The organism is Streptomyces mobaraensis (assembly GCF_020099395.1).
Lineage (GTDB): Bacteria > Actinomycetota > Actinomycetes > Streptomycetales > Streptomycetaceae > Streptomyces.
The window spans coordinates 7,582,427-7,593,909 of the sequence record NZ_CP083590.1; the positions used below are offsets into that span (position 1 = coordinate 7,582,427).

10 protein-coding genes are annotated in these 11,483 nt (G+C 74.1%); 3 read left to right on the forward strand and 7 right to left on the reverse strand.

Annotated features, from left to right (window positions below; all coding sequences use genetic code 11):
* Position 1: 1 nt before the first annotated feature.
* Together K7I03_RS33245 and K7I03_RS33250 are read right to left on the reverse strand one after the other, a co-directional pair.
* Entirely contained in the window at positions 2-877 is an 876-nt protein-coding gene (locus K7I03_RS33245) for a class I SAM-dependent methyltransferase (RefSeq protein WP_224347356.1), read from the reverse strand.
* Between the two features lie 284 nt (positions 878-1,161).
* The gene (locus K7I03_RS33250) at positions 1,162-2,127 is read right to left on the reverse strand and encodes a pirin family protein (RefSeq protein ID WP_185943033.1); all 966 of its coding nucleotides are present in this window, start codon (positions 2,125-2,127) and stop codon (positions 1,162-1,164) included.
* 167 nt (positions 2,128-2,294) lie between these two features.
* On the opposite strand from K7I03_RS33250, the gene K7I03_RS33255 reads away from it, so the two are divergent.
* Complete coding sequence (locus K7I03_RS33255) at positions 2,295-2,663, forward strand: DUF488 domain-containing protein (RefSeq protein ID WP_185943032.1); 369 nt, start codon at positions 2,295-2,297, stop codon at positions 2,661-2,663.
* Between the two features lie 184 nt (positions 2,664-2,847).
* Here the strand turns inward: K7I03_RS33255 and K7I03_RS33260 are convergent, their stop codons facing one another.
* From K7I03_RS33260 to K7I03_RS33270, 3 genes are all read right to left on the reverse strand, one after another.
* Positions 2,848-4,095, reverse strand: coding sequence for a hypothetical protein (locus K7I03_RS33260; protein WP_185943031.1), 1,248 nt, complete (start codon positions 4,093-4,095; stop codon positions 2,848-2,850).
* Between the two features lie 101 nt (positions 4,096-4,196).
* Complete coding sequence (locus tag K7I03_RS33265; protein ID WP_185943030.1) at positions 4,197-4,700, reverse strand: SigE family RNA polymerase sigma factor; 504 nt, start codon at positions 4,698-4,700, stop codon at positions 4,197-4,199.
* 383 nt (positions 4,701-5,083) lie between these two features.
* The gene (locus tag K7I03_RS33270; RefSeq protein WP_185943029.1) at positions 5,084-5,710 is read right to left on the reverse strand and encodes a TetR/AcrR family transcriptional regulator; all 627 of its coding nucleotides are present in this window, start codon (positions 5,708-5,710) and stop codon (positions 5,084-5,086) included.
* 171 nt (positions 5,711-5,881) lie between these two features.
* Here K7I03_RS33270 and K7I03_RS33275 point away from each other — a divergent pair, with 171 nt between their 5' ends.
* Positions 5,882-6,826 carry a beta-ketoacyl-ACP synthase III gene (locus tag K7I03_RS33275; RefSeq protein WP_185943028.1) on the forward strand — a complete coding sequence of 315 codons (945 nt, stop codon included), beginning with the start codon at positions 5,882-5,884 and terminating at the stop codon, positions 6,824-6,826.
* A 208-nt stretch (positions 6,827-7,034) separates the two neighbouring features.
* Here the strand turns inward: K7I03_RS33275 and K7I03_RS33280 are convergent, their stop codons facing one another.
* Together K7I03_RS33280 and K7I03_RS33285 are read right to left on the reverse strand one after the other, a co-directional pair.
* Entirely contained in the window at positions 7,035-8,030 is a 996-nt protein-coding gene (locus K7I03_RS33280) for a helix-turn-helix transcriptional regulator (protein WP_221903008.1), read from the reverse strand.
* Between the two features lie 274 nt (positions 8,031-8,304).
* Positions 8,305-9,450 carry an FAD-dependent monooxygenase gene (locus K7I03_RS33285; RefSeq protein WP_221903007.1) on the reverse strand — a complete coding sequence of 382 codons (1,146 nt, stop codon included), beginning with the start codon at positions 9,448-9,450 and terminating at the stop codon, positions 8,305-8,307.
* 320 nt (positions 9,451-9,770) lie between these two features.
* Here K7I03_RS33285 and K7I03_RS33290 point away from each other — a divergent pair, with 320 nt between their 5' ends.
* Positions 9,771-11,183 (forward strand): pyridoxal phosphate-dependent decarboxylase family protein, encoded by a 1,413-nt coding sequence (locus K7I03_RS33290; protein WP_224347357.1) that lies wholly within the window; start codon positions 9,771-9,773, stop codon positions 11,181-11,183.
* Positions 11,184-11,483 lie beyond the last annotated feature (300 nt).

An 11,483-nucleotide genomic window follows, 5' to 3' on the forward strand; every position in this document is an offset into this window, starting at 1 on the left:
GTCAGGCGAACCGCAGCAGCGTCACCGCGGGGGAGACGGACCGGAAGACCGGCACCAGGTGCTGGTACCGGACGAGCCGGCCCGTCACCCCGCGGCCGCGCGGCATGGTCAGCGCCCGCACATCCGTGATCCGCGGGTGCACCGCGTACAGCCGGGAGCGGTCGCCCGGCGCCATCGACCAGCGCATCGGCGGAATGGCCAGCTCACCGATGCGGATCTTCCCTTCGCGCGTCAGCCGGGTGATCCAGCGGGGCATCGAGTCCAGGACCAGCGCCCCGCCCGGCAGCCGTTCGGCACACGCGGCGATGATGTCCCGCACCTCGCGGGGCCGCAGGTACATCATCAGCGCCTGTGCGGTCACGATCGTGCCCCGTTCCGGGGCGTCGATCTCGTCGAGCCAGCTCAGATCGGCGGCGGACCGGGCGAGGACCCGCGCCCGCGGGTGCTCCGGCAGCAGGGCGCGCCGCAACCCGGCGGCCTCCGGCAGGTCGACGCTCAGCCAGCGCAGCCGCCCGTTGTCCACCCGCCAGAACCCGGTCTCCAGGCCTTCGCCGAGCGCGACGACGGTCGCCTCCGGACGCCGCTCGGTGTACTGCCGCACCGCCCGGTCGAAGGTCAGCGAACGCAGGCCCTGCACCTGGGAGAAGAGCGGATGCGGCGGTCCCAGCCGTTTCTCGAAGGGGTAGTCGAGCTTCCGGACCAGCGCCTCGGCCATCGGATCGGCCAGCACCGGATCGGCGTGCTCCGCCTCGCAGGCCCGGTTCCACAAGGTCCACAACAGCGTCTCCGGGAGGCCGCTCAACTCCACCTTGACCTTGGCTCCTTCGGCCCCGGCCACGGCACCGCCGCCCCGCCCGCGCTCAGCGCTCGTCGTCACACCCCGAGCCTACAAGCGGGCCCGGTGGTCCGGGGGCGGGACAACGCGGTTGCCGCGCCCGGCTGTCCAGGCGCAGCGGCCGCTGGTACTGATGAGCCGTCAGTGAAGTCGGCATTAGGTCGGCATGAGGATGAAAGAAGTTGTCGGCAGAGGTCCAAGCTTTGGAAGCAGGCTGTCCCTGATGCGGCTGTCGAACCGCCGGGCGCCCAGGCCGGTTCGGCGAGGGACTGGGCCGGAAGGCCACGGCTGCGGCGAGCAGCCTGGCCCTTACGCGTTTGCCCGGTTCAGCGCACCCTTCCTCGCGGTTTGAGCGCCACCGGCGGCAGTTCGGGAGCAGGCAGTCGGGGCCCGTCGTAGCCGTCCACGGTGCCGAATCGGGAGCCGTTCATCCAGTCCGAACGGGCCTGTGCGATATCCTCGTGGGAACGACCGACCAAGTTCCACCACATGACCAGGTGTTCCTCGAACGGCTCGCCGCCCAGCAGCATGAACGCGCTGTCCGTGGTGGCTCGCAGCGGGAGTTCGCGGCGTCCGCAGCCCAGGTAGAGCAGGGAGCCGGGGGCGAGCCGGACGCCGTCCACCTCGGCTTCGCCCGACATCGTCAGTGCCGCGTACTCGAAGTCGGGCTCGACGGGGAGGCGTGCCGAGGCGCCCGCGGCGAGGGTGATGTCGGCGCCGACGATCGGGGTGAAGGTGGTGCCGGGGGAGCGGGCGCCGTCGAGTTCGCCGAGGATGACGGTGGCGTCGAGGCCGCCGCCGTGGACCCGCGGCAGGTCCGTGTGGTGCTCCCACATGGGCGCCCGGTGCCGGTCGGCGTCGGGCAGGGCCACCCACAACTGCGCGCCGTGCAGCAGGCGGGCGTGCTCGCGCGGCGACTCCTCGGAGTGGGCGATGGCCCGACCGGACGTCATCAGCCCCAATTCCCGCGGCCGCACCGTCTGCAGGCTGCCGAGGCTGTCACGGTGCAGGACCTCGCCCTCGTGCAGCCAGCTGACGGTCTGCAGACCCATGTGCGGATGCGGCGCCACCTGCATCCCCGGCCGGCCGGCGATGTCGTCGGGCCCGTAGTGGTCGACGAAGCACCAGGCGCCGATCATGCGCCGTCCCATGCCGGGCAGCAGCCGCCGGACCATGGTGCTCTCACCCAGCGGGACGCTCTTCGCCCGCAGCAGCTCGTGCACGGGACGCGCGGTGACGTCCTCCCGGCCGCCGCACGGAGTGGGAGCCGGATGAAGATCGAGGTTGCTCATGGCAGCACTGTGCCATGGGCGGTGTCCGGTCACCGCAGGCCGTCGGGATTCCGCTGTCTTCCCGCGACCCGCGTCGTGGCAGCGCGGCGGACCGGGCGGATTCCGGGAGGGTGGCCTGTGGCAGCCGTGGCATACGGCACCACCGTGACGGAAGGACAGGAGCCTCCATGAGCCGGAAACCCGCACCCCGCGTCCGCGTGCGACGTGTCTACGACCCTCCCGAGCCCGCCGACGGCACCCGGGTCCTGGTCGACCGCCTCTGGCCGCGCAGCCTCGCCAAGGAGGACGCGCACGTCGACGAGTGGCCCAAGGAGCTCACGCCCTCCACCGAGCTGCGCCGGTGGTACCACGGTCACGACGGCGCGTTCGACGAGTTCCGCCGCCGCTACGAGGCCGAACTCGCCGCGCCCGAGGCGGCCGAGGCCCTCGGGCGTCTGCGCGGCCTCGTCGCCGAAGGCCCCGTCACCCTCCTGACCGCGGCCAAGGACCCGGCCCACAGCCATACGGAGGTGCTGCGCGGGCACCTCGGAGGGTGAAGGGCTGCAGGGACTTCAGGGGCATCGGGGACCATACGAGGCCGGTCGCGCGCTCGCCTCGGCGGGGACCGGGAGCGGACCGGCCGCGCACGTCGTGTCGCGTCCGGGCGCCCGGCCCGTCAGCAGGTACTCGGTGAGGCCCGCATCGGCGCCCCGGTCCCGACGGCCTGGTGCCTCCCCGGGATTACTCGATCCACTTCCGGTCGAGCGCCATGCTCCGGATCCTGTCCAGGCTGAGCGGCGGCTCGGAACGGGTGACCGGACCGCTCTCCGCGAAGGAGTTGATTTCCCGGACCAGGACGCGACGGCCGTCCTTGCGGAGGGTGTCGGCGGTCCAGACGACGGCGTCGCCTCCCTTCTCCGACGGGGTGCGGGTGACCTTGACCCGGGTCCCGTCCGGCAGGGGCCGGGCGCGGCAGTCGTCGCCGGCGTCGGACGGGCAGGTCATATGGCCGTCCAGCGCCTCCGCCATGCCGTCCTGCACATCCACTTCGATCATCGACTTGCCGTGGCCGTCGTCGTACACGAGTTGGACGAGGGCGTCGTCGGAGTGCAGATCCGTGATCCGGCCGCCGGGCGGCAGCAGGGAGAGCAGCACCCGGGCCAGGCGCCCGTCCGAGGCGGTGGGTTTCCCGGACGAGGAGGGGGCGCCGGCCGGCGGCAGGGCGTCGACGGCCTTGTGCCACGCCGGACTCCGCACGATCGAACCCAACTGGTCGAGGGTGAGGGCCGGGTCGGCGCCGCTCTCCGTGGCCTTCTCCTCGCCGCCCCCGAACTCCTGGAGCAGCAGGGACACGCCGTCCTTGGTGACGAGCTCGGCGTACCAGCGCCGCTGGCCGGTGTCGCCGGTGGGGCGGGTGAAGGACCGGGTGGTGTACAGCGTTCCCCCGCCGGGGAGTTCGCGCGCCTCGCACCGGTCGTACGGGCGGACCTGGACGGGCAGGCAGCCGTCCGGCCGGTCGCCTGGGTTCAGCCGCCGGATCGCGATGTCGAGAGCGGTGGCGCCGTGCGCGCCGGTGTAGGTGAGCTTGGCGGTCAGGGCCTGCCCGGCGTCCCCCGAGCCGGTCCCGCTCGCGCCCGTGACGGTGCCGCCCTTCGGCAGCAGGCTCGTGAGCGTCGCCACCATCTCCTGCCCGCTGACGCGGGTGGGGGACGGCCGCGCGGTGCGGGGGGCCGCGGGGCGGACGTCCTCGGCCGGCGTGGCCCCGCCGGCCCCGCCGGTGTCCAGCAGCAGGGTGCCGCCGAGCGCGACGAGCGTCAGCGTGGCGGCCCCGGCACCGGCCTGGAGGAAGCGGGCCCGGCGCAGCCGGCGCCCACGCGCGGTGGCGCGGTCGACCAGGCCGGGGGAGGGCGGCGGGCAGGCTTCGGCCGCGTTCTTCAAGGCGGCGGACAGCCGCCGTGCCAACGCGTCGTCGTGGTCGTCGAGGGGCATGGACAGCTCCGTTCGTACGGCTCGAACAGCGGTGACCGGGCAGCAAAGGTGGTGCCGGGCACCTCGGTGGATCCGCGGTGGGAAGGGGGGAGTGGGGCGGGTCAGCGGACGGCCGGCTCGGACAGCTCGTCCCCGAGCAGCTCGCGCAACCGCCGCAGGGCCCGCAGGCTCCGCACCCGTACCGCGCCCTGCGAGATCTTCATCGCCGCGGCGGTCTCTTCGACCGTCCGGTCCTCCCAGTAACGCAGTACGAGCACGGCACGGTCCTTGGCGGCCAGCCGCGCCAGACCGTCCAGCAGCGTCAGCCGCAGCTCGACGTCGTCGGCGCGGCCGGCGGAGTCCGGGAAACAGTCGCTGGGGCGCTCGCGCGAACTGCGCAGCCGCCGGTGCGAGAGGAACGTCCGTACCAGCACGGTGTGCGCGTAGGCGACGGGCGACTGCCGGCGGTCGATCCGGCGCCACGACCGGAACATCTTGGCGAGGGTCTCCTGGACCAGGTCCTCCGCGAGGTGCCAGTCACCGCCGGTCAGCAGGCATGCCGTGCGGAACAGATAGCCGCTGCGCGCGGTCGCGAACTCCAGGTAGTCGCCGGGTGCTTCCCCCACCGTGTTTCCTTCCGTGATCCGATCTCTCCCCCTGTACGCGGTGGGGGGCGTCCGGCGTTACACGGAATCTTCACCGGTGCGCGGGTGACGTCCGCCGGGCGGCGAGGTCGCCTCCGCGTGGGTCCGTTCCGCGCGGGTCCGTCCCGGCCGTGGTCGGCCGCCCGGCCGCGTCGTCACCGCGGTCGGCCCGCGGCGCCCGGCCGCGTCGTCACCGAGGTCGGCCCGCGGCGCCCGGCCGCGTCGTCACCGAGGTCGGCCCGCGGCGCCCGGCCGCGTCGTCACCGCGGTCGGCCCGCGGCGCCCGGCCGCGTCGTCACCGAGGTCGGCCCGCGGCGCCCGGCCGCGTCGTCACCGAGGACGGCTCGCGGTGCCCGGTGGCGCCGTCACCGCGGACGGCCCGCGGTGCCCGGCGCGAGCAGCCGGTCCAGGGCGCGGCGGGTACGGGCCGGGGCCTCCGGGTCGGCGAGGAGCTGCAACTCCTGGTTGAGCGCGAGGTAGCAGCCGACGAGTTCGTACGTCACCTGCTCGGGGTCGGTGCCGGCGGGCAGGTCACCGGCCGCGACCGCGTGGCGGACCTCGGCCGCGAGGCGGCGGCGCCAGACGCGGCTGAGACGCACCACCGCGTCGCGCACCCGGCCGCCCCGGGCGTCGAACTCCACGGAGGCGGTGGTGAAGAGGCACCCGCCGGGGAAGACGGCGCGCTCGTGCTCCAGGTAGCCGATCCACGCCTCGCACACGGCGCGCAGCCGCGGCAGGCCCGGCGCGGCGTCCTCGGCGGGGTGCCAGACGGCATGGGCGAAGACCGCGGAGGCGCCCTCCAGAACGGCGAGCTGGAGGGTCTCCTTGGTGCCGAAATGGCCGAGGACACCGGCCTTGCTCATGCCCAGGTCGGTGGCGAGCCGCCCGAGGGTCAGCCCCTCCAGGCCCTCCACCGAGGCGATCGCGATGCCGCGGTCGATGATGCGCCGGCGGGTGGAGCGGGCTTCGGCGGCGGACTTGCGTGGGCTCATCCGGCCATCCTAGTCATCCGGGCGGCATTTAGCTTCCGATCGGTCGGTTGCTATATTCCGGCGTGGCGGTGCCTCGCCCGGCCGGACCCCGGGTGCGCCGCCCTTCCTGTCGAGTCGCAGCGAAGCAGACCGAAGCAAGCAGCGAAGCAGACCGAAGCAAGGAGAACGACCGTGCCGGGATCCCGTATCGCCGCCCTGGGCCACTACCAGCCGTCGCGCGTCCTGACCAACGACGACCTGGCGGGCATGGTCGACACCAGTGACGAGTGGATCCGCCGCCGGACCGGCATCGCCACCCGGCGGATCGCCGCCGAGACCGAGTCGGTCGCCGACATGGCGACCGCCGCGGCGGCCAAGGCCCTCGCCGCGGCCGGCCTGGCGCCCTCCGACATCGACCTGGTCACGGTGGCGACCTGTACCGCCGTCGACCGCTGCCCGTCGACCGCCGCCCAGGTGGCCGGACGCCTCGGCATCCCCTCGGCCGTCGCGTACGACCTCAACAACGGCTGCGCCGGCTTCTGCACCGCCCTTGCCACCGCCGACCACTCCGTCCGCGCCGGCGCCGCCCGCCACGCCCTGGTCATCGGCGCGGAGAAGATGTCCGACGTCACCGACTGGACCGACCGCGGCACCTGCGTCCTGCTCGGCGACGGCGCGGGCGCGGCCGTCGTCAGCGCCGCCGGCCACGAGGGGATAGGCCCGGTCGTCTGGGGCTCGGACCCGACGCGCGCCGACGCCGTCCGGCTCGTCGGCGACTGGCACCCGCGCTTCGCCCAGGAGGGCCAGACCGTCTTCCGCTGGGTCACCGCCGAACTCCCGGCCCTCGCCCGCGAGGCGTGCCGCCGCGCCGGGCTCGCCCCGTCCGACCTGGCGGGCCTGGTCACCCACCAGGCCAACCTGCGCATCATCGAGTCCGTCGCCCGCCAACTCGACCTGCCCGACAGCGTGGTGGTCGCCCAGGACGTCGTCGACTCCGGCAATACCTCCGCCGCGTCCGTGCCCCTCGCCCTCGCCAAACTGACCGAGCGCGGCGAACTGCCCAGCGGCGGACCGGTCCTGCTGATGGCCTTCGGCGGCGGGATGTCCTGGGCGGGGCAGATTGTCACGTGCCCTTGAGGGGGGAGCGTTCCGGGCCGGTGCTCACTCATGCCTCCGGCGGGCGTCGGAGGTAGGTGGTCGGCGCGGCCGCCGCGCCATCCGCGCCTGTCAGGTCGCCTGCCGCGGGTTTCCGCGGAGATTGGCGACGGTGCGGGCGGGGACCACGGCGTCGTGCGGAGGCACAGGGCGGTCGGAGTCGGTGGGGCCCCGGGGGAGAAAGACCGGGTCAGCCGCGCGTCGCGGTCTCCGAGGGGAGTTCGCCGAAGCGGGCGCGGTACTCGCGGGCGAAGCGGCCCAGGTGCGCGACGCCCCACCGGTAGGCGATCGTGCCGACAGGGTCGGTGGAGGCGAGGATGTCCTCGCGGATCCGGTCGAGCCGCAGGCCGCGGACGTAGGCCATGGGCGGCAGGCCGAGCCGGTCGCGGAACGCGGCGCTGAGGGTCCGCGGACTGCAGCCCGCGGCGTCGGAGATGCCGCCGAGGCTGATGCGCTCGGCGAGGTTCGCTTCGATGTACGCGAGGGCCGCCCGCAAGGAGCGCGGTAGGCCGGGTCGCGGACCGTCGCGCAGCTCGTCGGTGTGCGAGTGCGGCTGGGCCAGGAGCAGGGCGGTGACGAGGCAGCGCAGCTGGCCGCGCCGCAGCTCCGCGCGCTGGAACAGGGGGTCTCCCGAGTCGAGCTGTTCGACGAGGGAGTGGATCAGCAGTCGCACCGCCCGGCCCTTGGACCCCGCCAGGTCGAGGGCGAAGTCGAAGCGCACGGTGGACGCCGGCGGACGCCCGGTCAGCGCGGTGAACTCCCGCCGGACCAGGGCGGCGTCGATCCGCAGGCCCAGGAACCGCGTCCGCCGGCTGGGCAGGGGCCGCAGTTCCTGGGTGTCCCCGGGGTTGGCGACTCCCGCCGTCGACTCGTCGAGGGTCGCCCGCAGGCCCCCGCACGAAGCCGAGATGGCCCCGCACACACCGACGTTGACGAAGTAGGAGCCGCCGTCACGGCCCCCGGCCGGGGCGACGCGCACATCGAGCGGCGAGGCGAAGCAGCCCACCGCGAAGTCGTGCGCGGCCGTGCCGCGCAGTTCGTGCTCGCCGCCGCTCAGCTCGCCCAGGGGCGATGTGGCGATCGCCCCGCCGAACAGCCGGGCGGCGGCGTCGAGCAGGTCGACGGGGTTGCGAGACCTGGTGATGAGGTGGTTGCGCAGCGGCGTCGGCACGGTGGTGTCGGTCATCTCTCCAGGATCTATCGGCGGCCATGGCCACCGGGCCCGCCCCTTGCCTCGGCCCCTCCGGACGCGCGGCCCGCCGCTTCCCTCGGGGCCCCTCGCCGATGTGACCGCCGGGGAACGACCGGGCCGCCTTGGGGCGTCGTACCAGCGCGCCCTCGCGGTCGCCGTTCCCTCGCGGTCGCCGCGCTCCGTGGTCCCGCGCGCCCGGCTCGCGAAGTCCTCCGCCCCCGCCGGCCGGTGCCCGGCCCCCAGGGCTCCGGATCGACGGGCCGGACGGTCATGCGGGCTCGGCCATCAGCCGGTGGCAGGAATCGACCAGCGGGTACGCCACGTGGTGGCGCCGCGCCCGTTCCAGGCGGACGATCGCCACCGAGGTCTCGACGAGCGTCCGGCACCGTCGCGCGCGCCGGCCGGCGAACGCCCGGAGCGCCGCGCCGACGGACTCGTGCCGCACGAGCTCCCGGGCCAGCACGAGCCCGTCCTCGACGGCCAGGGCGGTGCCGCCGGCCGTCTGCGGTGCGGGCGCGTGCGCCGCGTCGCCGATCAGCACGCTGTTGCCCCGGTTCCAGGCGCCCGCCACGAGCATGGTCAGCACCGGGCGGCGCACCACCGATTCCGACGTGGACACCAGGGCGCGGATCTCCTCCACCCGGCCCGGGAAGGGGGCCAGCAATCGCCGCAGGCGCGGGGCGAGTTCGGCGTCGGGCAGGACGCTCCGCTCGGCACCGTTCTCCGTGTTCTCCGTGTTCTCCGTCAGGAACACGTACGCCTGCCCGTCCGAGAGGGGCACGAGACCGGCGGCGCCGGCCTTCCCCGCGAACTGGTGGATCCCGGTGGCCCACGGCGGGCGTGGTACCAGAGCCCGCCAGACCACCTGCCCGTGACAGCCGGGCGAGGTCTCCAGCCCCAGCAGACCCCGTGTCGTCGAGCGGATCCCGTCCGCGCCCACCAGCAGCGCGGCTCGCCGTGCCGTCCCGTCCGACAACCGTACGCGGACCGGTTCCCGCTCCGGATCCACCGCGGTGACGGTCACTCCGTGGCGGACCACCACACCGCGCCGCTCGGCTTCCGCGCGCAGGACGCCGTGCAGTGCGGGACGGGCGATACCGGCCATGGCCGGCCGCCGCGCACCGATCAGGCGCGGCAACCGGACCTCACCCACGGGCTCACCGCGCACGTCCACACGCGTGATCGTGCTCATGCCGTAGCCCTCGGCCAGACACGTGTCCGCGAGACCCAGCGCGTCCAGCGCGCGCAGCGAAGGGCCGGTGAGGCACAGCCCCCAACCGGAAGCCGCCTCCGGCGGTCCGGCCTCGGCGATCTCCACCTGCCATCCCTCGCGTGCCAGGGCGGTGGCCGCTGCCAGACCGGCCACGCCCGCACCCACGATCACGGCCGTCCGCGCATCGCGACAGTTCTCCATGTACGTACGCCTCCAGAACGCCGATTCCCTCCGGAACCGTAGGGCGCGTCGGCCCTCCGCCTTATCCGAATCGGGCGACGGCCGTCCGCTGTCGGCAAGCGGCCCCCGGACACCCCGGGGCATGCGGGGAGTTGGCCCCCCGCGCGCAAGCAACAGGGGCACGGCGCACCGCCATCGGACGGGGGCCGGGGAGCGCGTCACGGCGCACATACACCCGGGATGCGCTTCCCCCGTTCGGGTGAGACCGCGGACGAGGGCCGCGCGTCCGGAGGGGCCGTGGCTACCGTGGCCCGGTCGGGCTGTGGCGCTGGGGGGCGGACGTGGAGCTGAAACGGTGGCTGGCGTACGGGGTCGAGGCGTTCGAGGCGTGGACCCGGTCGTACGAGGAGTACACGGCCCACCCGGCCATGGAGGTCACCGAGGACGCCTGCGCCGAGGCGTTCGCCGAACTGGCCGGCAGGCTGCGCGGCAGCTACCCGTTCTTCCACCCCTGCTACGCGGGACAGATGCTCAAGCCCCCGCATCCGGCCGCCGTCGCCGGATACCTCGCCGCGATGCTCGTCAACTCCAACAACCACGCGCTGGACGGCGGCCCCGCCACCTCCGCCCTGGAGGAGGAGGCCGTCGCTCAACTGGCCTCCATGCTGGGCCTGGGGGAGACCTTTCTCGGGCATCTCACCAGCAACGGCACCCTGGCGAACCTGGAGGCGCTGTTCGTCGCCCGGGAGAGCCGGCCCGGACGTTCCGTCGCGGTCGGTGCCGAAGCCCACTACACCCACGCGCGGATGTGCCACCTGCTGGGCGTGCGGGTGCGCACCGTGCCGGCCGACGGCGCGGGACGGATGGACGTGGGGGCTCTGGAGCGGCTGCTCGCCTCGGGGGACGTGGGCACCGTCGTCGTCACCACCGGCACCACGGCGCTGGGCGCGGTCGACCCCGTGCACCGCGTCGTGCCGCTGGCGCGGCGGTACGGTGCCCGCGTCCATGTGGACGCCGCCTACGGCGGGTTCTTCACGCTGCTCACCGACGACCCGCTCCTCGACGAGGACACCGCCGACGCGCTCCGGGCCGTCGGCCGGTGCGACTCGGTGGTGATCGACCCGCACAAGCACGGCCTCCAGCCCTACGGCTGCGGCGCGGTCCTCTTCGCCGACCCCACGGTGGCCCGCTTCTACCGGCACGACTCTCCCTACACCTACTTCACCTCCGCCCGGCCGCACCTGGGCGAGATCAGCCTGGAGTGCTCACGGTCGGGAGCCGCCGCGGCCGCCTTGTGGCTGACGCTCCGGCTGCTGCCGCTCACCCGGCAGGGGCTGGGCGGAGTGCTCGCCGCAGGGCGCCGGGCGGCCCTCCGATGGGCCGATCTGATCGCCGCCACGCCCCACCTGGAGCTCTACCAGCGGCCCGAGCTCGACATCATGACGTACCACCCGCGCACCGAACCCGCCGCTCTGTCCCGCATCGGCACCGCGTCGCGAGAGGTCATGCGGCGCGGCATGGAAGTCCGCCGCATGGAAGCCCGCGGCATGGATGCCAAAGAAGCCAAGGAGACCCCCGTCTTCCTCAGCGTCGCACGGGTCGACGCGGACGCCTTCACCCGGCGCCACCCGCACGTCGTACGCGATGACGAGGACACGCACGTCCTGCGCAGCGTCCTGATGAAACCGGAGAGCGAGCCGTACCTGGACCGCCTGCACCACCGCGTCGCGGACCTCGCGAAGCCGGCGGAGTGACCGCCCGCGAGAACGACGACGGCCGGTACGGCGGCATCGTCCGCGACAGGCATCGCCCGGCACCGCCGTGGAGTTCGCCGTCGGCTTCCCCATGGCCGTCCACCGGGAAGAGACCCGTCCGACCATGGAGTCGCCTCATATGCCGCCGGGACCCTCCGGGGCGTTCGACCGGGACCGCCGCGCCACGGTGCGCCGTATACGGCGTCTCCAAGTGCCTGGTGCGCGAACTCCTCCAGGACACCTTGGAGCGTGAGACGACGCACCGGGAGGCCCAGCGGCGAGATCGCCGTCATCACGGCA

Bases quoted from the DNA above. Each gene is read 5' to 3' on its own strand.
- K7I03_RS33280 (WP_221903008.1), bottom strand. From the start codon at position 8,030: ATGACCGACACCACCGTGCCGACGCCGCTGCGCAACCACCTCATCACC.
- K7I03_RS33285 (WP_221903007.1), bottom strand. From the start codon at position 9,450: ATGGAGAACTGTCGCGATGCGCGGACGGCCGTGATCGTGGGTGCGGGC.
- K7I03_RS33260 (WP_185943031.1), bottom strand. From the start codon at position 4,095: ATGCCCCTCGACGACCACGACGACGCGTTGGCACGGCGGCTGTCCGCC.
- K7I03_RS33255 (WP_185943032.1), top strand. From the start codon at position 2,295: ATGAGCCGGAAACCCGCACCCCGCGTCCGCGTGCGACGTGTCTACGAC.
- K7I03_RS33250 (WP_185943033.1), bottom strand. From the start codon at position 2,127: ATGAGCAACCTCGATCTTCATCCGGCTCCCACTCCGTGCGGCGGCCGG.
- K7I03_RS33270 (WP_185943029.1), bottom strand. From the start codon at position 5,710: ATGAGCCCACGCAAGTCCGCCGCCGAAGCCCGCTCCACCCGCCGGCGC.